This is a genomic window from Paenibacillus xerothermodurans, assembly GCF_002220865.2.
Lineage (GTDB): Bacteria > Bacillota > Bacilli > Paenibacillales > NBRC-103111 > Paenibacillus_S > Paenibacillus_S xerothermodurans.
Genome location: NZ_NHRJ02000020.1, coordinates 1 through 20,532, shown reverse-complemented (window position 1 = coordinate 20,532; position 20,532 = coordinate 1). Strand labels below are relative to the sequence as shown.

At 50.3% G+C, this 20,532-nt stretch carries 25 protein-coding genes, 2 rRNA genes and 1 riboswitch; of the genes, 2 read left to right on the top strand and 25 right to left on the bottom strand.

Annotated features, from left to right (window positions below; all coding sequences use genetic code 11):
- Positions 1–63 precede the first annotated feature (63 nt).
- From CBW46_RS19710 to CBW46_RS19660, 11 genes are all read right to left on the bottom strand, one after another.
- Positions 64–450: a RidA family protein gene (locus tag CBW46_RS19710; RefSeq protein WP_165842385.1), complete on the bottom strand. Its 387-nt coding sequence runs from the start codon at positions 448–450 to the stop codon at positions 64–66.
- A complete protein-coding gene (purR, locus tag CBW46_RS19705) occupies positions 447–1,283 on the bottom strand; it encodes a pur operon repressor (RefSeq protein WP_089201674.1) in 837 nt (278 codons plus the stop codon). Before purR ends, CBW46_RS19710 begins: the two co-directional genes overlap by 4 nt.
- A gap of 113 nt (positions 1,284–1,396) precedes the next feature.
- Positions 1,397–2,251 carry a 4-(cytidine 5'-diphospho)-2-C-methyl-D-erythritol kinase gene (gene ispE / locus CBW46_RS19700; RefSeq protein ID WP_089201673.1) on the bottom strand — a complete coding sequence of 285 codons (855 nt, stop codon included), beginning with the start codon at positions 2,249–2,251 and terminating at the stop codon, positions 1,397–1,399.
- A gap of 156 nt (positions 2,252–2,407) precedes the next feature.
- A complete protein-coding gene (locus CBW46_RS19695; protein WP_089201672.1) occupies positions 2,408–2,617 on the bottom strand; it encodes a small, acid-soluble spore protein, alpha/beta type in 210 nt (69 codons plus the stop codon).
- 124 nt (positions 2,618–2,741) lie between these two features.
- Positions 2,742–3,014 (bottom strand): biofilm formation stimulator Veg, encoded by a 273-nt coding sequence (gene veg / locus CBW46_RS19690; protein WP_089201671.1) that lies wholly within the window; start codon positions 3,012–3,014, stop codon positions 2,742–2,744.
- Between the two features lie 205 nt (positions 3,015–3,219).
- Positions 3,220–4,068, bottom strand: a complete 849-nt coding sequence (gene yabG, locus CBW46_RS19685; protein WP_089201670.1) for a sporulation peptidase YabG — start codon at positions 4,066–4,068, stop codon at positions 3,220–3,222.
- A gap of 75 nt (positions 4,069–4,143) precedes the next feature.
- Positions 4,144–5,046 carry a 16S rRNA (adenine(1518)-N(6)/adenine(1519)-N(6))-dimethyltransferase RsmA gene (gene rsmA / locus CBW46_RS19680; RefSeq protein WP_089201669.1) on the bottom strand — a complete coding sequence of 301 codons (903 nt, stop codon included), beginning with the start codon at positions 5,044–5,046 and terminating at the stop codon, positions 4,144–4,146.
- A gap of 2 nt (positions 5,047–5,048) precedes the next feature.
- Positions 5,049–5,594, bottom strand: coding sequence for a ribonuclease M5 (gene rnmV / locus CBW46_RS19675; RefSeq protein WP_089201668.1), 546 nt, complete (start codon positions 5,592–5,594; stop codon positions 5,049–5,051).
- Between the two features lie 98 nt (positions 5,595–5,692).
- Positions 5,693–6,832, bottom strand: coding sequence for a 3D domain-containing protein (locus CBW46_RS19670; RefSeq protein ID WP_089201667.1), 1,140 nt, complete (start codon positions 6,830–6,832; stop codon positions 5,693–5,695).
- A 279-nt stretch (positions 6,833–7,111) separates the two neighbouring features.
- A riboswitch (cyclic di-AMP (ydaO/yuaA leader) is annotated at positions 7,112–7,312 on the bottom strand.
- A gap of 221 nt (positions 7,313–7,533) precedes the next feature.
- Complete coding sequence (locus tag CBW46_RS19665) at positions 7,534–8,301, bottom strand: TatD family hydrolase (RefSeq protein WP_089201666.1); 768 nt, start codon at positions 8,299–8,301, stop codon at positions 7,534–7,536.
- A gap of 40 nt (positions 8,302–8,341) precedes the next feature.
- Positions 8,342–9,631, bottom strand: a complete 1,290-nt coding sequence (locus CBW46_RS19660) for an HD domain-containing protein (RefSeq protein ID WP_089201665.1) — start codon at positions 9,629–9,631, stop codon at positions 8,342–8,344.
- A 353-nt stretch (positions 9,632–9,984) separates the two neighbouring features.
- Between CBW46_RS19660 and CBW46_RS19655 the strand changes: the two genes are divergently transcribed.
- Positions 9,985–10,239: an AbrB/MazE/SpoVT family DNA-binding domain-containing protein gene (locus tag CBW46_RS19655; protein ID WP_010501678.1), complete on the top strand. Its 255-nt coding sequence runs from the start codon at positions 9,985–9,987 to the stop codon at positions 10,237–10,239.
- Between the two features lie 436 nt (positions 10,240–10,675).
- Here the strand turns inward: CBW46_RS19655 and rsmI are convergent, their stop codons facing one another.
- From rsmI to CBW46_RS21075, 12 genes are all read right to left on the bottom strand, one after another.
- Entirely contained in the window at positions 10,676–11,548 is an 873-nt protein-coding gene (gene rsmI, locus CBW46_RS19650; protein WP_089201664.1) for a 16S rRNA (cytidine(1402)-2'-O)-methyltransferase, read from the bottom strand.
- Entirely contained in the window at positions 11,545–12,327 is a 783-nt protein-coding gene (locus CBW46_RS19645; protein ID WP_089201663.1) for a tRNA1(Val) (adenine(37)-N6)-methyltransferase, read from the bottom strand. The genes rsmI and CBW46_RS19645 overlap by 4 nt, the downstream gene beginning before the upstream one ends.
- A gap of 82 nt (positions 12,328–12,409) precedes the next feature.
- A complete protein-coding gene (gene yabA, locus CBW46_RS19640; RefSeq protein ID WP_089201662.1) occupies positions 12,410–12,766 on the bottom strand; it encodes a DNA replication initiation control protein YabA in 357 nt (118 codons plus the stop codon).
- 17 nt (positions 12,767–12,783) lie between these two features.
- Positions 12,784–13,587, bottom strand: a complete 804-nt coding sequence (locus CBW46_RS19635; RefSeq protein WP_089201661.1) for a PSP1 domain-containing protein — start codon at positions 13,585–13,587, stop codon at positions 12,784–12,786.
- Position 13,588: 1 nt separating this feature from the next.
- Entirely contained in the window at positions 13,589–14,566 is a 978-nt protein-coding gene (gene holB / locus CBW46_RS19630; RefSeq protein ID WP_089201660.1) for a DNA polymerase III subunit delta', read from the bottom strand.
- 60 nt (positions 14,567–14,626) lie between these two features.
- A complete protein-coding gene (locus CBW46_RS19625) occupies positions 14,627–15,073 on the bottom strand; it encodes a YaaR family protein (RefSeq protein WP_089201659.1) in 447 nt (148 codons plus the stop codon).
- Positions 15,074–15,095: 22 nt separating this feature from the next.
- The gene (locus tag CBW46_RS19620) at positions 15,096–15,425 is read right to left on the bottom strand and encodes a cyclic-di-AMP receptor (RefSeq protein WP_089201658.1); all 330 of its coding nucleotides are present in this window, start codon (positions 15,423–15,425) and stop codon (positions 15,096–15,098) included.
- 288 nt (positions 15,426–15,713) lie between these two features.
- Complete coding sequence (gene tmk, locus CBW46_RS19615; RefSeq protein ID WP_089201657.1) at positions 15,714–16,352, bottom strand: dTMP kinase; 639 nt, start codon at positions 16,350–16,352, stop codon at positions 15,714–15,716.
- 42 nt (positions 16,353–16,394) lie between these two features.
- Entirely contained in the window at positions 16,395–17,879 is a 1,485-nt protein-coding gene (locus tag CBW46_RS19610; protein WP_089201656.1) for an aminotransferase class I/II-fold pyridoxal phosphate-dependent enzyme, read from the bottom strand.
- 106 nt (positions 17,880–17,985) lie between these two features.
- Positions 17,986–18,183 (bottom strand): sigma factor G inhibitor Gin, encoded by a 198-nt coding sequence (locus CBW46_RS19605; protein WP_089201655.1) that lies wholly within the window; start codon positions 18,181–18,183, stop codon positions 17,986–17,988.
- 510 nt (positions 18,184–18,693) lie between these two features.
- On the bottom strand, positions 18,694–18,876 hold the full coding sequence (locus CBW46_RS19600) for a hypothetical protein (RefSeq protein ID WP_089201654.1): 183 nt from the start codon (positions 18,874–18,876) through the stop codon (positions 18,694–18,696).
- 110 nt (positions 18,877–18,986) lie between these two features.
- Entirely contained in the window at positions 18,987–19,355 is a 369-nt protein-coding gene (locus tag CBW46_RS21075) for a hypothetical protein (RefSeq protein WP_165842383.1), read from the bottom strand.
- On the opposite strand from CBW46_RS21075, the gene CBW46_RS21070 reads away from it, so the two are divergent.
- Positions 19,348–19,878 (top strand): hypothetical protein, encoded by a 531-nt coding sequence (locus tag CBW46_RS21070; RefSeq protein WP_165842384.1) that lies wholly within the window; start codon positions 19,348–19,350, stop codon positions 19,876–19,878. The genes CBW46_RS21075 and CBW46_RS21070 overlap by 8 nt on opposite strands.
- A 304-nt stretch (positions 19,879–20,182) precedes the next feature.
- Here the strand turns inward: CBW46_RS21070 and rrf are convergent.
- Both rrf and CBW46_RS19585 read right to left on the bottom strand, forming a co-directional pair.
- Positions 20,183–20,299, bottom strand: a 5S ribosomal RNA gene (gene rrf / locus CBW46_RS19590).
- A gap of 152 nt (positions 20,300–20,451) precedes the next feature.
- Positions 20,452–20,532, bottom strand: a 23S ribosomal RNA gene (locus CBW46_RS19585); the annotation flags it as partial.

The following is a 20,532-nucleotide window of genomic DNA, read 5'->3' as shown; positions in this document are numbered from 1 at the left end:
GCAAAATCCTTCTTTCTATATGTACTTTTTCTACTTTTTAATAAATATTTGATCAAAATACCATTATTCGACATCAATCCGTGCAATTAGCTCAATTTCGACAAGCACATCCTTAGGTAAACGGGCTACTTCGACGGTAGAACGGGCTGGTTTATGGTCCCCAAAGTACGATGCATATATCTCGTTGACCTCTGCGAATTGGGTCATATCCTTGATAAAGACGGTCGCTTTGATTACGCTTGCAAAATCCGCGCCTGCCGCAGCCAAAACAGCTTCCAGATTTCGAAATACCTGATGGGTTTGCTCCTCAATACCGCCCGGCACAACTTGCCCGTCCAAACCGAGCGGAATTTGTCCGGATGTGAAAAGCAGACTGCCATATTGCACAGCCTGCGAGTATGGGCCGATAGCGGCCGGAGCCTGATTGGTTGCGATTGTTTTGAAAGTCATGATAGGTCACTCTCCTTGGAAAAATAATTGCCTGGCTCTACGGTAATCTGCTTTGTTTTCGGGTCGACAGCGGACAGCTTCGCCAACGACACGTAATCCTCCACCAAATGTTCCTCTACCTCTCCGGACTCGACTAAAACGCCAACCCCTTGCACCGTGGCCCTGAACTCCTTGAGCAAATCCATCATCCCTTGCACGGTACCGCCCACGCGCATGAAATCGTCGATAATCAATACCCGTGATTCTTCCTTCAACGCCCGACGGGACAACGACATCGTCTGAATCCGTTTGTTGGAGCCTGTTACGTAATTGATACTCACGGCGGAACCCTCGGTGACTTTATTGTCTCGCCGCACGATCACCACCGGCAGATTCAGATAGGAAGCGGTTGCGTAGGCCAGGGGAATACCTTTGGTTTCTACTGTCATGACTACATCAATCTCCTGGGCGGAAAATGCCGTTGCAAACATTTTCCCCGCTTCATTTAAAACCGACGGCTTGCCCATAATATCCGACATGTACAGATAACCGCCTGGTAGTATACGTTCCGGCTGCTCCAGTTCCTTACATAGACCCTGGATGAACCTGAGGGACTCCGATTTCGCCACTTTGGGAATGAACTTCACCCCGCCGGCTGCCCCGGCCAACGTGTTAAGCTCGCCCAGCCCTTCCTCCTCAAACACTTCCTTAATAATAGCTAAATCTTCACTGATCGATGATTTGGCTGAATTGTAGCGGTCTGCAAATGTGGTTAAAGGAATGAGTGTATGGGGGCGAAAAAGTAGGTATTGCGTCATCTCAACCAGCCTTGCGCTTCTTTTCAACTTTTTCATCCAAACACCCCCTCTTCTTAAGGTCTACCGAAAACCCGAATAATATGTAGAGAATATACCATTTTTATACGTGTTTTATCAAGTTGTGTGTCTTCGGCCCGAGTCCACACCTGCTAAGTCAACAATCGCACAGCAAATACATCCTTGCAAAAACCGCGAAGCCCGTTATAGATTCTTGCGACCTTGGCTTCTTTGGAAACCAAACCAAATACTGTCGGGCCGCTGCCAGACATTAATACGCCGTCCGCTCCAAGCCGCAGCATGCACTCCTTGAGCTGCTTTACTTCGGGGTACATATCGAGCGTTACCTGTTCCAATACATTCCCCAGGCGCTCACAGACCAGGTCGAAGCGCTTCAGCCGGATCGCCTCCAACATGGCCTCCGTCGACGGATGCTGCTGTATTTCACCGGCGCGCAGCCGGCCGTACACATCGGCAGTTGACACGTTGATGGGCGGTTTTGCCAATATGACCCAACATTGCGGCGGGGAATCAATCGGCTGCAGTTGTTCGCCTCGGCCGCGAGCAACGGCGGTTCCGCCCGTGACGCAGAACGGCACGTCCGATCCGAGCTCGGCCCCCAAGCTCTCGAGCTCGCGTGTGGGAATACCGAGTTTCCACAGCCGGTTCAACCCGCGCAATGTCGCTGCGGCGTCACTGCTTCCCCCGGCGAGTCCAGCAGCTACCGGTATTTTTTTATCCAAATGTATATAGACCCCTTGTTTCACATCATAACGATCCTTAATCAATTTTGCCGCTTGAAACGCCAGGTTCTTTTCATCTAACGGAATGTAGCCGGCTTGACTGGAAATGATGATCGTATCGCGCGGGAGCTCTTGCATTTCTATGCGGTCAGCCAAATCAACCATTGTCATGATCATTTCAACTTCGTGATAGCCATCCTCCCGTTTGTGCAGCACATCCAATAGTAAATTGATCTTGGCGGGCGCTTTCTCTAACACCTTCATACGACACCTTCTTTGCAGCTGTATTGCTTCGCAGGCGGTCACAAAGAGCGACCAAAATAACCCCTGAGCGAGTTCTATTCCCTATACTATACCAAACTTGTGACAAAAAAAAGCTAAAGCTGCCTCCCGGCATGCTCTAGCTTTTTTGCAATATTTCTAATACCCTGGCGGCCGCTGTGGTTGCTGCGCTTGTCGCATTACGGTTTGCTCAGCGATTTGAATCGCTCGCCTCACTAAGTTGCCCGCATCCTTCGTGCGTATACCTCCCCAGCCTTCACGTTGCACAGTCGTGTAAATCCCCAAGTCTTTCGCAAGCTCGTATTTGAACTCCTCCGACATGACACCACGACGTCTTCTGCGTGACATACGTGAACCTCCTCCTCAGGTACTACGTGTATTGTACCCTGATGTTACCTTTCCCATGCAGCATACCGGCGGACGCTGGAGCAACGAAAAACGGCACCCTGCTCAGGTGTGCCGTTTATGTAATCTATTGTTCGATAGTGATCCGCACTTGCCCTTCATCATTGCACACCGTGACTTCCACGGATTCCGTCAATATGTCAGCATAGCTGTAAGACACGCGCTTAAATGCGTTCTGCTCCTGATCCAACTTGACGATAAAAACGGAAGGGTAGGTTTCCTCCAAGACTCCGGATCTTTCGATCGTTTTCCGGCGACCACCATTTGCTCTTAACATGATTTTCTGTCCGACGTGAGGTTCCAAACTACGTTTGATCTCCAACAGCGCATTTTTAGCCATTGACCATTCCACCTCTTTCCCTATAAAGTATACCGCAATAAGAGGTAGTATGTCAAATTGGGTTAAATATTATATCAGCCTCGCAAACCTATTGTCAACGCCATTTTTCCTTAATTTGCCCCCGGTTGGCATTTGTGAAACTACGCGTTGTTCACACAATTGTCGCAATTAAAAGAAAAAGCACCATACGGCGCTTGATACTGTGTTATTTTTTTTGGTAGTTCGGAGCTCCTCTGCGATAGCTGCCGCGGGATTCGAGTCCTCCCATGCCTTCCAAGCCGCTGTAAGTCAATCCGATGATGTCCACAATGTTCACGGTATCTTTTATTGGTGTGAAGGCCACTTTTGCAGCAATGCACAGCGGATCCAAAGCGTGAATCAGCACACGGGCCGGCGAGCTCGCATAATTGGCCCCTGCCTGCAGCAGCGCCTCAAAATGAGATTGGCAGGCGCCCGCAATGACAGTGAGCGCGTCTTTATTCTTCTCGTATTGTCTGGCCGTTTTTACTGCATTCACAAAGTTATGTGAATTTTTGTAGCTGCTCAGCTGGCTGATATCGCCGTTGCGCCGGCTTTTCAGGATGCCGTCATGCCCGGTGATGACGACAATATCAGGTTGAACTTGCGGCAGCAGACTATACAGAGCCTCACTCATGTTGGCTTCCGCAACATAAAAACCTTCGGCAGGCACGCGAAGCTCCGCGTAGAGAGACATGCATTTGCGCATATATGCGGGATCTCCATCGAGATGCAGCACCTTGCCTGGTATGTCAAAATACTCGCCGGCAGCGGTCTTCGTCACCGGAATGAGCCACTGATGGTGCGCTCCACCGGGCATTCTGCGCATGACGTCCATCCATTTCGGCTGCACACCGCCGCTGGCGAATAAATAAGGATCGTAGTGCGACGCCATGTTCAGATCATGCAGCGGTGCATCGGCAAGCAGACGATAATCCACCCCGCGCAGCACGGCTTTCCTCTGTATGATATCCTGAATCTTAAATATGATGTCGCCGCCATAGGATTTTCGAGTAACCAGGTCTCCCTGTTTCATGGGCAAATCGCCTCCTCGTGTATCCTATGGCTGGAATGGGCGTTTGGTGCAGCGCCCAACTCGAATTTTGTTCTCTTACACGCGCTTCAGGGCATCGGCCAGGCAGTGACTGAGCCTAGCGAATTCCCCCATGGAGAGTGTCTCGCCTCTGCGGGACGGGTCGATGTCCGCCTGCCGCAGCACCGGCTCCAGCTGACTCTTCGTCTCCTTGCTGAAAAAGCGGGCAGCCAAATTATTATAAATTGTCTTCCTCCGCTGTACAAAAGAGGCTTGGACGACATCGAAGAAAAATTCTTCATCCTGAACTTGCACAGGCGGCTGCTTGCGGACGGCGAGCTTAATCACAGCTGAATCGACATTCGGCTGCGGCACAAACACGGTGTGCGGCACTATTGTGACGATCTCTGGCTCACAATAATACTGCACGGCAATGCTGAGACTCCCGTAATCCTTACCACCTGGCTTGGCCGACATCCGGTCGGCCACTTCCTTCTGAATCATAACTACAATATATTCAAGGGGCAGCTTCTTCTCGAGCAATTTCATAATGATCGGAGTTGTAATGTAATATGGCAGATTGGCAACAACGCTCACCTGCTCGAAATTTTCAAACTGTTCTTCGAACAAGCCGCGCAAATCGACCTTGAGGACATCGCCATGGACAACACTGGCATGTGGGTATGCGCTCAGCGTTTCTTTCAACAGGGGCAGAAGCCGCTGATCGATCTCAACCGCGACGACTTTGCCGGCTAGCTTAGCCAATTGTTGTGTAAGAGCACCTATGCCGGGGCCTATTTCTAAAACAGCACGACTCCGGTCTAGTCCGGCCGCCGCTACAATTTTTTGCAGTATATTCGGATCCACTAAGAAATTTTGACCGAGGCTTTTTTTGAGCACGAGACCATGCCGCTTAAGCAGCTCAGTCGTACGCCTTGGAGATGCTATATCTTCCATTTCAGTTGGTTTCATTTTATCCATAGTTAGCCCTCTTCTTCGTCCATCTGCTTGCACGCAGCGGTAAATTCATCCTTAGTAATTTGAAACATTCGGCACCGTTTATAGAACTGCTTACCATTGCAGTAACCAATTCCCAATATCCTGCCCATGATCATGCGTCTGACCGCTGCCCGCGGATGAACGATCAATCCGGCCTCGATAAGATCCTCCCAGCCGATGTCCGAGTCCGCGATGTCGTATTCTGTGCGTACGTTGGCTAAAGCTTTGCGGATGGTTTCAACGGTGGCGTTCTCCACCCCGACATCCCCTTTGCTTGTCGCCTCCTCCTGCGTGAGAAATGCATGCTTGCACCCCGGCACCTGCGCGCTGATGATTTTACGGATTCTCTCGCCGGCGTGATCCGGGTCGGTGAACACAATAACACCCCTGCGCTGCTGTGCCAGCTTGATCCTATTTATGACTTCCTTATTAATCGCGGAGCCTCCGGTTTCAATGGTTTCCGCTTCGACCGCACGTTTGATGGCTGTGGTATCATCTTTGCCTTCGACTACAATGATTTCTTTTATCACGTTCTTACCTTCCTTCGAAAAAAAGCAGAAAAAAGAAGAGGTTTTTTCCTCTTCCTTCCCGTCGATCTATATAAAGAGTCTACCCCAATTGCACGCCCTTAGTCCACTGCCGGTTTTGTTGGCCCAATCACATATACTGTGTAACCACGTTTTCTACCGAAGCGGGTCGCATAATCGTCGCTGTTAAAATACACATCGATTTTGTTCCCCTTCACCGCACCGCCGGTGTCTTCGGCCCTGCGAAATCCAAGCCCTTCGATGTAAACCCACCAACCCAATGGAATTACCTTTGGGTCCACTGCAATTGTTCGACCTTCCGTTACTTTCGTGCCTGTGGATGTTACTCCATAACCCGGATCGGACTTGCTTTTGCCGGTCGACTCCGGTCCCGCAGTGTAAGCGGTCAATGTAACGTTGTTGATGACCTGCTTTGCACCGAATTTAACACCGCTTGTTGAAACATCTTTCACTGCCGGTGAGGAAGATGACAGCGCCACTACCGGATTTTTCGATCCCACAGCAACTATTTTCTTCACGCTCTCCGACTGTACTTTTTCACTGATGACTTGCTCGGCCACCAGTTGGCCATCCTCGAACACTTTTTCCTTCGTCTTCAGAAGCACGCCTTCTTTGCCTTCTTGCACAACTTGCTCTTTACCCTTCAACAACTGCGGGTCGTTTTTCTTCTCTACATCAAACGCAATCGGTTCGGTTGCCTCTTCTGTTTCTTTCTTGACTCGAACGATTTGAATTGCACTGCCCGACGGTAACTCCGAGTCTACGGCCGGTGTCACCTTATCGAGCTCACCTACGGGTATCTGTAATTCCTGCAGTGCCTCTCCCACGGTTGCAGCGACGGTATGTACCGTCTTCGTCTCTCCATCAGCCGTTAACTGTACCGGCTTTGTATGTTCTATAGTGATCCTGTCACCGGATTTGAGCTGATCGGTCAGCGCTGCTGACACCCGGTCATGCTCTGCGACAGATATGCCTTGCTCATTCAACAAGCTCTGCAAATCCGATTGTTTCGTGAGAATAGCCGATTCTTTTCCGTTTACCACCACGGTTACCTTTTTGGTAGCCGTCCAATTTAGCAACAACATAAACATGAAAACGATAGCGATTGAAATAAGTGCACTGATCGATATCAAACGCAATTTTTCATGCTTCCATCGCAATGCGAAGGACATGCTGGATGATCGTCTTACATGGGGTTGCTCATGTTGAATAGCTCCCACTTGTTCGGTCCTCCTTCAAAGCCTCGCCGTCGAGTGTTACGCATGATTCCATCTGACGCGACTATGGTTAAGTTTTGTCTTCTCGTTTGTCAACTCAGGGCTCCCAACTTTCGCTCCATATCGTACGTCGTGCGTGCTGTGGACACCTCCTCCTCTTGTTTTCCTCGTCCCCGACTGATGCGGTTAAGGCGTGAGCACACAAAAAAAGTCAGCGGAAAGAGGACTCTTCCCGTGACTTATGTATTTCACACAAGATGTGAAATAAAGTACACGACAATCGTTACCTCTCTCTAGACGCTTACGAGGTTAGCTGACGGATTCGGACTTGAGAGTCGCCCTACCTGAGAATGGCCTTCGTTCAAAGCCGGCCCATGCTCAAGATTCACCCCTGAAAATGTAACTTTAGGCTGATTGAAAAGAATGCCCAAGCTACGTTGCGGATCCCCCGTTTCCCATATGGAAACTCAGCGAAAGGAAAAATTGGTAGCCGTATTAAGTTAATATTGAGTTTACTTTGTCTGATACGTGGTTGTAAAGTATACAAACCGACCAAAAAACATCTGTTTTCAGCCGTTTTGAAATATTCTCATTGATTTTATTCAATGAATCGGTATCTTTCTCCGCACATCGTACCGAATCATGCTATTTCTTTGATTATCGTGTTTTCGACGAAAAAAGAGCTGTCCCGCCCCCTTATTAATTTAAAGCAACCCGAATAATGTAACTGCGTTTTGTGTGGTCACGCGAGCCAATTCCTCAAGGGTTAAGCCCCGGATTTCTGCTGCAGTTTCTGCGACTAATTTCACATACGCAGTCTCGTTGCGTTTGCCCCTAAACGGATGGGGAGTCAAGTACGGCGCATCGGTTTCAATCAGCAGGCGGTCCAACGGGACCTTAGCCAGAACCTCTTTGGGCTGCTTCGCATTTTTGAATGTTACCGGACCTCCGAATGAGATATAGAAGTTCATGTCCAGACACATCCGAGCGGTATCCCAACTGCCGGAAAAACAATGCATCACACCACCTACCTCGTCTGCCTTTTCTTCCCGGAGGATTTGCACGATATCATGGTGTGCGTCACGATTATGTATCACAATCGGCATGTTCATTCTGCGCGCGAGTCGAATCTGTTCCCGGAACACACGCGCCTGTACATCCTTCGGAGAGGTGTCCCAGTAATAGTCGAGGCCGATCTCCCCGATGGCGACAACCTTCGGATGGCTGCACAGCTGTTCGATCCAGTCCAGATCTTGCGGGGTCATATCTTTCGCGTCCACCGGATGCCAACCGACAGTCGAATAAATAAAATCATATTGTTCCGCCAGCGCAATCGAGCTGGGGATAGTCTCCCTATTAAAACCGACATTAATAATTCGACTGATTCCGTTATCAATCGCGCGGTTAATAACCTCGTGTCGATCTTCATCGAAATCGGGTGAGTTGAGATGAGCGTGGGTGTCTATGAGCATGTTTAGTTGTCTCCTTTGCGGGATTTCTGGTATGTGACTCCTATTCTGAACCGAGCAGTTGATGCAGGTCACGTGACACAAGCTGTGAACGATGCCGCTCAAGCAGTTCATCAGGAAAGTACAAATGGTGTTTTCCCATATGAATGCCGCTTATGGATTTGACAATTTCAGACTTCTGAGAAATCTCTGTCAGCGTCTCTTTGTGGTCAAGCAAAAGGATAGGCAGCTTTTCATCCTGTTGGCCGGGACGGTACACATCGTACGAGAGATCAGACGGGAAATCAAGTTCTATATAGTAATCCGGATCAAAGCCGATGCTGCGCATCAATTCCTTCAGCCGGCCGATTTGGAGCATGTCCATATGTTCCAGTTGTACATATTTGAATAGCCGTCGGTTCAAAAAGCGCGAACACAGATCCGACAAAATCGGATCCCGCTCATATGACCATCGAGTTAAGACAGTCTGCATGAACGCTTCATCCAACAAATGGTACTCATGTGTGGTCAGGGAGCCATCGAACAGGCTTAGGAGAGGCGGCAGCATGAAGTCGAAAGCATACTCTTCCTGATACAGCTGCTTCGCACGTTGGAACACTTTGTGCAGCACGATATCTGCACTTCTCGTGACAGGATGGAAGTAAACCTGCCAATACATTTGATAACGCGACATGAGATAGTCTTCGACTGCGTGCATTCCGCTTTCTTTGACGACAATGTGCCCTTGAAACGGCCGCATGACACGCAGAATACGTTCCAAATCAAACGTCCCGTAGTTCACGCCGGTGAAATACGCGTCCCGGAGCAGATAATCCATCCGGTCGGCATCCAGTTGGCTGGAGACCAGGCTGACGACGATCTGACGATGATACGTTTTACAAATCACTTCAGCGACCTGGGCTGCAAACTCGGAAGAAACTTGTCGAAGCACCCGGTTTACTTCCGTATCGCCGAGAACGATGCGGCATGACCAATCCTCGTGATGTGTGCCGAACGTGTTCTCAATCGAGTGGGAAAACGGGCCATGGCCGACATCGTGCAGCAATGCGGCACATAGGCATAGCAGCCGCTCCTGCTGGGGCCACCCCTCGTAGCCGTTGCGTTCGAATTGCGAGATGATCTTTCGGGTCACCTCATATACTCCGAGAGAATGGGAAAACCGGCTGTGTTCGGCGCCGTGAAATGTCAGAAAGCATGTACCCAGCTGACGAATCCGGCGCAGTCGTTGAAACTCCTTGGTGTTGATTAGATCCCATATGATTTGATCCTGTACGTAAATGTACTTGTGCACCGGATCTTTAAATACTTTTTCTTCTTTTAGCGGGCTGGCCATTGTATTTTCCCTCCCAGAGGTTAGTTTTCGACATTGGTCGTCGTACATGGTATAATATTTGTCGAATTATATCGGATTACAACTTCCATAAAATGCACCATTGGTTACTTATTTTATGGTAGACGCTTATCGTTTTGCCTCTGCTTTGTGCGTGTACAATTGAATAAAACGCTGATTTGACAAGGTTTATCCGCCTATGTAATGTCATCTCTTTTATGAATCTTCTTTATTTCCATAATTTTAGTGTTATATTAGCATTTAGCAGGTTGACTATTATGGGAATGGTTGGTATCATAATACTAAGAATTATGTCGAACGATGGCGATTTATTTTCCGAGAGGAGTCTTCTATTTATGATGAAATCTACTGGTATAGTTAGAAAAGTTGACGAATTGGGCCGTGTGGTGATTCCGATCGAATTGCGCCGCACTTTGGGCATTGGCGAAAAAGACGCCTTGGAAATATACGTGGATGGCGAACGCATCATGTTGAAGAAATATGAGCCTGCATGTATCTTCTGTGGCAACGCTGAAAACGTATCCTATTTTAAAGGAAAAATTGTTTGCCATGAATGTTTATCTGAAATGCCAATACCTGTGACAAAATAAAAAAAATAGGTTATAATAAGGATAGCAATTTTTACTAAGGTAATTCTAACCTTTTTCATATCTCCTCTATGTCCCTGGTTTGCAGCTTGTCTGCGGATCAGGGGTCTTTTTTATATGTTGAGCGGATTTCACCTGGGGTAAAAATAGTCACTCCATGACTTGAGTATACAGGTGCAGGTAATCCACCTGTAAAGCGGGCGTCGACCGCACCTCGCACGTTCGGCGAGGGCGCAAGGATTCATCGCTGCGCAGCCTCAACCCACCGCACCCCTCTTGGGATTAACCTAGCAGCGCGTGGTTAATGTGATAATGGTGAACGGCCCTTATGCCGTGGGCGCGCCCAACCGTGAGCACATATATGCCCGTATCAGAAATTACTCGTACGGCATGCATATCAGATACTTACCCACACGCCATATATAATAGAAGAAACAAGTTACTTGTGCAGATAATTGTACAGCTCACGCTTAGGCATTTGACGGTCGGCCGCAGCCCGTTTGATGGCTTCTTTTCGATTACAGCCTTGAACAATGTAGTGCTCGACATGCTCCTCCAGCCCGAACGCCTCCCACCAAGCGGCGGCGGACGTCTGTTCAGACTCGGTGACACCTTCTACCACCAAGCAGTATTCGCCCTGCGGGGGGTGCTCCTGCAGCAGGTCATAGCACTCTTGTATCGTTCCTCTCGCCGCTTCTTCATATTTCTTCGTGAGCTCACGCACCAAGCACATCCGGCGTTCGGGGTTCCACACCTGCAGCATCGCTGCCAATGTTTTCACCACACGGTGCGGTGACTCATAGCAGATCAGCGTCTCTTTCAGCTGTTGCAGCGCCTGAAGCTCTTCCAGCAGAGTCTTCCTTTCCCGGGGTAAAAATCCGAGAAACGTGAAGCGATCCGTGGGCAGCCCGGACATGATCAGCGCCGACAAAGCTGCATTAGCACCTGGCACAGGAATCACATCAATGCCCTCATCGGCAGCCTGTTTGACCAAATCCGCGCCCGGGTCGGAAATTGCAGGCAGCCCGGCGTCGCTGACAAGCGCTATAGAGTCACCAGAATGCAACAGCCGGATGAGCTCAGGCCCGCTGGCGTGCTTGTTATGCTCATGGTAGCTTATCAACCGGGTAGAAATATCGAAATGCGCCAAAAGTTTGCGTGTTTGCCTCGTGTCTTCAGCTGCAATCCAATGCACCTCTTTGAGTGTTCGCAGCGCCCGGAACGTAATATCCTCGAGATTGCCGATTGGGGTGCCGACCAGATACAGCTTGCCGGCCCCAGTGTCTTGTTCATAACTCTTTTGTACGTTCATAGCGATTCCCCCGATTCCGGCGTCTCGATCAGCTCAGTCCGTTTGCCGTAATACACCTCGAATAGCTCGTCGCAATACTCCGTCTTATTTTTATATACGATCAACGGGGGAAGCGTCCTTAGTTCCGGTTTGCCATCCTTCAGCGCCTCGATTAAAACCATATTAGCTTCTTCTCCCGCACGCGGGTGTACATAACGGACACGCTTGGGTTCTAACATGTGAGCGCGCATCGTGCAAAAAATGTCAACCATCCTGCTGGGACGATGCACCATCGCAACCCTCCCGCCGCTGCGCACCAGACAACTGCTGGTCCGCACAACATCTTCCAGCGTGCAAAACACCTCGTGCCGTGCCGCAGCGAAATGCTGGTTCATGTTCTGGTCACCCTGGGATACAGGCAAGTAAGGAGGGTTGACCGTTACGACATCATAGCTGCCGTGCCCAAGCTCCTTTTCGATACCGCACAGATCCCTATGCAAAATGTTCACCCGCTCCGCAAGCCCATTGAGCTCCACATTCCGCTGTGCCATATCTGCAAGCCGTTCCTGGATCTCCACGCCGGTGATAGCCGCCTTCGTCCTCGTTGTCAGCAGCAGCGGAATGACACCGTTACCGGTGCATAGGTCAACGATGCGGCCCTTCTGCGGGATATGGCAAAACCGAGCCAGCAGCACAGCGTCCATTGAAAAGCTGAATACTTCATCGCTTTGAATAATTTTCAAGCCCTCTGTCAATAAATCGTCCAGCCTCTCGCTGGGCAGTAATGACACTTTATCCATATTATAATGCTTCCTTTTCTCCAAAAAAACCGCAGAGAAGTAACGCTTCTCTACGGCCCGGTATGGTTTGTCCTAATTCTCGCTATTTATTTAAAAATGACATACAGAACAGACAGTCGCCCTCCGTGCGCAAATGACCATAATACACATTACATATATGGAAGCCTTCATGGTACAGCCGGGCTAAATTGTCATATCCCACGCTGCTCTGTTCTTTGGCTTGGGCTGCGGTGATCGGCATTGGAGGCACGGCATCCGACTGAGGTTCTTGCTTGTCCTGCTTCAGCAGCTTGTGCAGCTGTTGATTTTCGAGGCTGAGCCTTTTGTTCTCTTCCAGCAGTTCGACAATTTGTCTCTTCATCTGGCCTAGTTGTGCGTATACCGCACCCATTTGCTCTTCCATTTGATCGATCTGCACAAAAACATCTCGTTTATCCACACCTTCACCTCAGAAACTTAATGCTGCGCTACAACGTCGTCAAAAGAAAGATCCATTACTTTGCCCAACTCATAAATCTGGACCTTCGCAGTGCGTTGACTGATGTTTAAGGATACGACCCGGCCGTTCCCCAATGAGGTGATCACGTCGCTCCCCACTCTTGGCACATCTTCCTTAGCACTTTCATAGTTATCATGCTCATATTTCAAGCAGCACATTAACCGGCCGCACAACCCGGAAATTTTCGTAGGATTTAAAGATAAGTTTTGGTCTTTAGCCATCTTGATCGATACCGGTTCAAAATCGCCTAAGAACGAAGAACAGCATAATATGCGACCGCACGGTCCGATGCCGCCCAGCATTTTGGCCTCATCACGCACCCCGATTTGTCGCAGCTCGATTCTTGTGCGGAACACGCCCGCTAAATCTTTTACCAATTCCCTAAAATCAACCCGGCCCTCGGCCGTGAAGTAAAAAATAATTTTATTACGATCAAATGTATATTCAACATCTACCAGCTTCATCTTCAGCTGATGATCTTTGATTTTATCCTGACATAGCGCGAAAGCGTTCTTCGCCGCGGTCTTGTTATCCTCGACCAGCTTCGCATCGGTTTCATCCGCAATGCGAATTACCTTTTTCAACGGCAGTACAACGTCCGACTCTTGCACTGTGCGTTTACCAATCACGACCCTGCCATATTCGATACCCCGCGCCGTTTCAACAATGACGGAACTATCCTTATCCACCGGCAAATCGATGGGATCAAAGTAATACACTTTACCCGCCTTTTTAAAGCGTACACCAACTACCGAGTACATTTTACACCCCCTTCAGTTGCATTAACATCTTCTCAAGCACCAGCTGAGCATTCGCATGAAAGCGAAGTCTTTTTTGCAGTTCGATCGCCTGCTCCAAGCAGTTCAGCCAGTGCTGCATATCATAAGACCCGGCTTGTCCGGCCATCCAGTTCGTCTGATCGGCATATACCAGGTCATTCCTGTTCCCAAGACTTAAGCTCACCATATCTTTCAACCATAAGATCAGTAAATCCATAAACAATGGAAGATGATCTGATAGCTCGGATTTGGTCAGTTTCTGCTGTGCTGTTAACAGCGCAGTAGGCAGTCGGGTCACGCTTTCCTTTGTTAATTGTATCACTAGATTTCTTATTTCTGCAAACACATTTCCCTGAATTAGATCCCGCGCCGCATCCGTTCCTGCCGCTAAACGTACTCCAGCTTGGATCAGCGCTGGCGAATGGCCTTCCCCGGTAAGAGCCTGCACCATCAACTCCCGACTCAGCGGCACAAAAGGCACCCACTGCGCGCGCGACCTGATCGTCGGCAGCAACGCTTGACCGTTATCCGATATCATAACCGCCACGACGCGCGAGGAGGGCTCCTCCAAAAATTTGAGTAAGCTGTTGGCAGCTTGCACTGTCATTTTATCTGCATCTTCTAGCACATACATTTTCACGCCCGAGGCGCCTGCCCGGTATGACAACTGCTTTTGTAGCTCCCGAATTTGCTCTATTTTGATCGATGCGCCATCAGGCCGAATCCAATGCACATCCGGGTGGTTGCCATGTTCGACTTTGCGGCAATCCAGACATTCGCCGCAGGCATCGTCAGCAAGAACCTTGCAGTAAATGGCTTGTGCAAACACCTTCGCCATCGCCCTGCGGCCCGTACCGGACGGCCCTGAAAAAATGTATGCATGTGATACTTTATCGGTGCGAAGACTGTTTTGCAAAATACGTTTGACGCGTTCCTGTCCTGGTATGGATTGAAAAGACATTGTTGTCCTGTTTAATCCTTTCCTATTTATATAAAAACCTCTTGTGAGATGATTAGTCTATCAAAAGCTGAAATTGATCAGCATCCCCCTGATGTCACCGACTTTTTGCAGCAGTTCGATACGACCCTGCTCGGTTTCCAGCATATCGTCGGCCATCGACAACAGCTCTCGGTCGATTTCTTCGAGGAGCTTGTACCGCTTGGAGCGGCCCCGGCGGTCCCAGCCCCGCGTATCTCGCAGCTGAATGCCGCGGCGCGCTGTCTCTTCCAAAAACTGCTTCACGAGCAGCTTGTATTGGTGCAGTTCTCTCACCGTCATCGATCTGGCAAGTCGGTCGCCTTGCATGTGAATCTGCTGCAAAACACGCTGCAGCTGTTCCTGCGACGCCCTTTCGTCCTGCTGCTGCATCATATCTAAAAAAGACTTGCTCTGCAGCTGCTGTGAGACTGTGTTATCGCCACGTTGAATTTCTTTGCCGAAAGGGCGCCAGCCCGGATTGATCTTCACGCTGCGTCCCAACCTTTCTTATTTAAAAATGCTCAAACCGCTCTACTGGGAGAACGAACACCGCCGCGCCGCCGACCTGCACCTCGACAGGGAATGGAATGTACGAATCCGTAGTACCGCCCATCGGAGAAACTGGAGTCACCATTTGCTCACGAATCTTACAATTGGCTTGGATGACCTGCATGACTTCCTCCACTCGGTCATCTTCGATACCGATCATGAACGTCGTGTTTCCAGCCCGTAAAAAACCGCCGGTGCTAGCTAGCTTCGTCGCCCGAAAGCCGTCTTTCACCAAGGCGTTGGACAGACGATTGCTATCTTTGTCCTGCACAACAGCAACAACTAATTTCATGGCAGTGCCTCCTCTTCATTAGTAAACGCCGTAAGGCCGTTCGTGCGATGGCCTACGAGCGCCTTCACCGTGTTCTTCAACGACGCAAAATGAGCTCAGGCGTTTACATAATAATTTGACAAACCTAAGCACAATTCCTGCTGCCAGACCAGAAGCGTATGCAGAATATTACATATTCGGCCGGATTTTCACCCACGGTGAGGCGCTTGCCTTAGTATATGAGTAAATCTGCCAACCTGTTCAAAACGCTGGAAAATAATCATTTCGCCATGTATTCAAATAATGTGCTTATCTGCCCAGCCGCAGCCTAATTTCCAATTGTGATTTAATTCGGGTATATACGTTGTCCGAATCACCGGAAGCATCAATCGTCACGATTCTATTTGAAAATTGCTCCGCCAATTTGAGGTAACCCTCCCGGACCCGCCTATGAAAAGAGAGCTGTTCCACGTCCAGACGATTCTGTTCTCTTTGCCCGTCACGGCTAATACGTGCTAGTCCGACCTCAGGCGGAAGGTCCAGGTAGACAGTCACATCAGGCATCATATCATCGATGGCAAACCGGTTGATGGAATACACTTGATCAATACCCAGCCCCCGGGCATGCCCCTGGTAAGCCAAGCTGCTGTCGATGAACCGGTCGCATAGCACGATCTCCCCCCGCTCAAGTGCAGGAAGCACTTTCTCCACCAAATGCTGCCGGCGCGCGGCTGCGTAAAGCAGAGCTTCGGTCCGTCCGTCCATGCGTGTATTTTCCACGTTGAGAATCACATTGCGAATCTGTTCCGCTATGTCCACGCCACCCGGCTCCCTCGTCAAAGTAACCTGGCGCCCTGCATGCGTCCAATCCGCGGACAACCGCTCGATCAACGTTGTTTTACCTGCGCCCTCGCCGCCTTCAAATGTAATAAAGCAACCACGTTCCACTTACAACTTCTCCCTCTCCCACGTTGTTATATCTAGTATACCTTATTGGTCCTTTACTGCAATGAGCACCGAAAGCATGGTCATGTCACCTTGCACAAGACCATGCACTCGGGCGCCCATCGCAACGAGCTGTGCCAGATAGCGCACCACGTCTTCGGAAATCCGTTCACCAGGACATAGCACGGGAATGCCGGGCGGGTAGGGCACGACCATTTCTGCGGAAAGCATACCGACCGCCTCGTCCAGAGGCAAACTGGCGTTGCCTTTGTGCTTAGATTCATACTCGCCAAATAACACCGGTTCGGATATTTCCGGCAGGGCAGAGGATGAAAAACCATGCTGCGCGGTGAGCGTACCCTCTGTAACGTGTTGTGCCCCGACATCGGTCGAAATTATATCTTCCATGGCGGCTATCAGCCGTTCCACATCTTGTGCGCTAGAAGCTAGACTGAAGACTAGCAGTATTGCCCGGGGGTCCGCCAATTCCACGTAACATCCTCGACTTTCCAACGCATCCTTAAGTTCAAAACCGCTGAGCAGACCACAGCTGTCTTCTATCACTACCTTAAACGGATCCTGGCGCACCCCATACTGTTCGTCCACAGGCTGTTTTATAGCGAATCGGGGAAGTGCACTTATCCGGTCCCTGAATTGCTGTACCACCGCGAGACCCTGGGACAGCAGCTTTTCCCCTTGCGTGTGCATTTGCCGGCGGCTCACATCCAGGCTGGCCATCAGCGGATACGAAGGACTCGAGCTCTGCAGCATTGTTAAAAATCGTTTAATTTCTTTGCGATCGATCAAATCACCTTGAACGTGCAGCATGGCACCCATCGTCATAGACGTAAGCAGTTTATGTGTAGATTGCACTACCGCATCCGCTCCACACGCCAGGGCAGAAACCGGCAGGGCGGCATGAAATCCGAAATGGGCACCATGCGCCTCGTCCACCAAAAGCAGTTTATCCTGCTCGTGCAGCACCGCAGCTATCGGCTCTAACGCCATGGCAGTTCCATAATAGCTTGGGCGTGTCACAAGTAAACCTTTGGCTTCAGGATACTTGTGCAGCGCCAGCCGAACAGACTCTGCCTTAAGCCCAAGGGTTACGCCGCTCACCGGATCGATCTCGGGATTCAAAAACACCGCCCGTGCACCCGCCAGCATGAGACCATGAATCACTGATTTATGCACATCCCGTTGGACCAGCAGCAGTTCTCCTCTCCGGCACACACTCATTATCATGGCCAAATTACCCACCGTACTGCCATTCACTAGAAAAAATGTTTCGTCAGCGCCAAAACAGTCGGCCGCCAAGCGTTGAGCTTCAAAAATTACTTCTTCCGGATGGTGAAGGTCATCCAAACCAGATATCTCCGTCATATCTAGCTTAAGTAAAGATTTATAATAGGCTAGGGCGGGCTCGTCCAAGCCTCGGCCCGATTTATGACCGGGAACATGAAAACTAATGTTGTCGCCTTTTGCGTGCGTGACCAATCGGTCAAACAGTGGAGCTTCAAATTTATTCATATCGTTGTTCTCCCTATGATGCTGATCAAAAAGATATTGATCCTATTGTAACAAACAAAAATGCTCTCACCAACCGCCCGGTGAGAGCATTTTTTTCATAGACCGTCTACGCGTCTTTTTTATAGAAGATTCGCTTCATTTGGTGGATGTAAAACGAGTATTTGGCATCCTTTACATCTGTTTGTACCATCTCGTGTTCACATTCGTCACATATAAACTCAGTAATTATCATAATGCCGTGCTCTTTCTTTTGACCACAGATGATGCAGTTGTGGGTTAGAGGCCTCTGCAACACGTCGCCCATGGACTTTCACCTCTATTCTTGTTTTCTATCAGTATTGTCCGCATTCTCTCAATATAAACGTTGCTGCTATATTTTTATGAAACTAGCTTGTACAGTGTTCCGAGTGATGGTCTCCATAAGGAAAATGCGAGGCTCATCTGTCCCGCCTGCCCTGCCGATATAAATGATCGAACTAAATTGCACGAATGGACGCGTGAGCTTATGATGAGGCAGCAGCGATTAGCCGAGGACTCGACGGTGTAGCAGTATCAGCCTGCTGCAGCGAGTTAGCCATAGCTAGCTTATGCCGTGCTCATTTGCGGCCGTTCTAGCGCTGTATTTCATCTGGGATCTGCCACGCCGTCGGCCGTTCGTACTGTCGGCTAGCATGATCATGATTGAGTTTGTGTATATGCTATTGACGTTTTTGTATTTTCATCTAAAAGAGAAGGCGGCCGCTGGTGCAATGCGCTTTCAGCCATCGATTGCGTGGATTGGATAACGTGCCATGGTGATAGCCCGCTGCGAAGATTACTGGCGCTGTATGTACATTTGCTGTGGGTCACCGTTGTCCTGTGCGCCTGCTTCTAGCCTTGGCTCTCGCCGTACGTGCTTGCGCACCTGATGTTTGTGCACCTCGGGGTCATGCTGCCCCGGTTTATAATGCCGTTCCGCTTGCGCCGGCACACGGCCGCCGGTTTTTTTGAAGATCAACTGGCAGGACCTCCTGCTACGCGCAGTGATGGCAGTTGTTCGACGGCGCTTGTTCTGCGGCCATTGCGCTGCGGTGCTTGTTCTGCGGCCATTGTTGTACCCCCAATGTTCTACGGAAGCTGCTTTCTAGGCCGTCGGACGATCCGGTAAATCACATAGATGACCCCAGCCCAAAATAACAGCGCGATAAATGATAGCGGCGACCCTGCACCAGGGCCATAGCCCATAAACGCAAACGGGTTAAACAATGTGCCAAGTACCGTGCCGAGAGCGATTCCCCCAAAGAAGCCGCCCCAGCCACCGCCGGCCCGCGGCGGATAGTTGGGCTGGCGCGCGCCGGGATTTCTATTCACGCCCCCACGGTTGAAACCGGGGTTGCGATACGACCCCCTGCCGGACCGATATTGCGCCTCTACGTCCGATGAATCCTCGTCAACCGCGACAGCCGACATGCGGCTGACTGAGGCGGCAATGCTCAAGGCTCGGCTCACGGGCGTCTCAGCTGTTGCTGTGCTTGACGTCTTGCCACTGCTCACGGTCAGGCCAGAGAGCATTGCAGTGGTCGTTGTTGCGCGTGCGCTCGTACGCGTGTCTGTGCTGACGGCCGGGGCAGAGAGCATTGTGGCGGCCGTTGTCGGGCGTGCGCTCATGTCACTGCTCACGTCCGGAGCACAGAGTATTGTAGCGGCCGTCGTTGGGCGTGCGCTCGTGTCACTGCTCACGGCCGGACCAGCGGACACCGAGCATGCCACGGTTGCTCGTGCGCTCGTGCCACCGCCCGGCGCCGGGCCTGAGGACATCGCAGCGCCCACGCCGGCGCCTGCGCTCCGGCCATCGCTGGCCGGAGCGCCAGTGGACATAGCAGCTGCCGTACCTGTGCTTGCGCTCGCCTCGACACTGACAGCCAACTCTGCTATAAGCAGCAAAGTTATAACAAACGATGAGATCCAAAGCCTCATTTTCGTCATCTCCTCTTCGTATTACAGATCTAGCCATGCTTAGCTACAGCTTATTATCCATCTGGATCGAAACCGCTATACAAAACCTAAGGCAGCCGGCGTTCACTTCCTAGCCAGTTACCAGTTTCCGCTAGCGTACGTCCGGTTTGCTGGGTTTGCTAACAGAATCATGGCTTGTGCCTGTATTAACCACGAAGCATAATAAGCAACAAGTGCTAAACCCCCGTACCACACGCAGCCCCACGTGCAGAAGCACAGTCACATCGTGTGCCCGCACAACGGTATGAACGTTCGAAGGGAAATATAAAAAAACCGCTTTGGATTCATCCAAAGCGGCTTGTTTGTTTGCTTGGCAACGTCCTACTCTCCCAAGACCCTGCGGTCTAAGTACCATCGGCGCTGGAGGGCTTAACGGTCGTGTTCGAGATGGGAACGTGTGGTTCCCCTCCGCCATCATCACCAAACGTATTCATTTCATTCAGGTTCCCGGATGGTAGCCGTGCTGCTAAAGCCAGCTCCTCACACATCGGATTGCGTCATGCACCCTGAAAACTAGAACCGAAACAACAGCGTGAGCAACGCTTGCTCTGTGCATGCGTGTTGGCATGACAGTAAGTTGGATAAGCCCTCGACCGATTAGTATTCGTCAGCTGCACACGTTACCGTGCTTCCACCCCGAACCTATCAACCTCGTCGT

Excerpts from the sequence above, each read along its gene's own strand:
- CBW46_RS19710 (WP_165842385.1), bottom strand. The coding sequence starts at position 450 with ATGACTTTCAAAACAATCGCAACCAATCAGGCTCCGGCCGCTATCGGC.
- purR (WP_089201674.1), bottom strand. The coding sequence starts at position 1,283 with ATGAAAAAGTTGAAAAGAAGCGCAAGGCTGGTTGAGATGACGCAATAC.
- ispE (WP_089201673.1), bottom strand. The coding sequence starts at position 2,251 with ATGAAGGTGTTAGAGAAAGCGCCCGCCAAGATCAATTTACTATTGGAT.
- CBW46_RS19695 (WP_089201672.1), bottom strand. The coding sequence starts at position 2,617 with ATGTCACGCAGAAGACGTCGTGGTGTCATGTCGGAGGAGTTCAAATAC.
- veg (WP_089201671.1), bottom strand. The coding sequence starts at position 3,014 with ATGGCTAAAAATGCGCTGTTGGAGATCAAACGTAGTTTGGAACCTCAC.
- yabG (WP_089201670.1), bottom strand. The coding sequence starts at position 4,068 with ATGAAACAGGGAGACCTGGTTACTCGAAAATCCTATGGCGGCGACATC.
- rsmA (WP_089201669.1), bottom strand. The coding sequence starts at position 5,046 with ATGGATAAAATGAAACCAACTGAAATGGAAGATATAGCATCTCCAAGG.
- CBW46_RS19665 (WP_089201666.1), bottom strand. The coding sequence starts at position 8,301 with ATGCTCATAGACACCCACGCTCATCTCAACTCACCCGATTTCGATGAA.
- CBW46_RS19660 (WP_089201665.1), bottom strand. The coding sequence starts at position 9,631 with ATGGCCAGCCCGCTAAAAGAAGAAAAAGTATTTAAAGATCCGGTGCAC.
- CBW46_RS19655 (WP_010501678.1), top strand. The coding sequence starts at position 9,985 with ATGATGAAATCTACTGGTATAGTTAGAAAAGTTGACGAATTGGGCCGT.
- rsmI (WP_089201664.1), bottom strand. The coding sequence starts at position 11,548 with ATGAACGTACAAAAGAGTTATGAACAAGACACTGGGGCCGGCAAGCTG.
- CBW46_RS19645 (WP_089201663.1), bottom strand. The coding sequence starts at position 12,327 with ATGGATAAAGTGTCATTACTGCCCAGCGAGAGGCTGGACGATTTATTG.
- CBW46_RS19635 (WP_089201661.1), bottom strand. The coding sequence starts at position 13,587 with ATGTACTCGGTAGTTGGTGTACGCTTTAAAAAGGCGGGTAAAGTGTAT.
- holB (WP_089201660.1), bottom strand. The coding sequence starts at position 14,566 with ATGTCTTTTCAATCCATACCAGGACAGGAACGCGTCAAACGTATTTTG.
- CBW46_RS19620 (WP_089201658.1), bottom strand. The coding sequence starts at position 15,425 with ATGAAATTAGTTGTTGCTGTTGTGCAGGACAAAGATAGCAATCGTCTG.
- CBW46_RS19610 (WP_089201656.1), bottom strand. The coding sequence starts at position 17,879 with ATGAATAAATTTGAAGCTCCACTGTTTGACCGATTGGTCACGCACGCA.
- CBW46_RS19605 (WP_089201655.1), bottom strand. The coding sequence starts at position 18,183 with ATGGGCGACGTGTTGCAGAGGCCTCTAACCCACAACTGCATCATCTGT.
- CBW46_RS21070 (WP_165842384.1), top strand. The coding sequence starts at position 19,348 with ATGCTCAAGGCTCGGCTCACGGGCGTCTCAGCTGTTGCTGTGCTTGAC.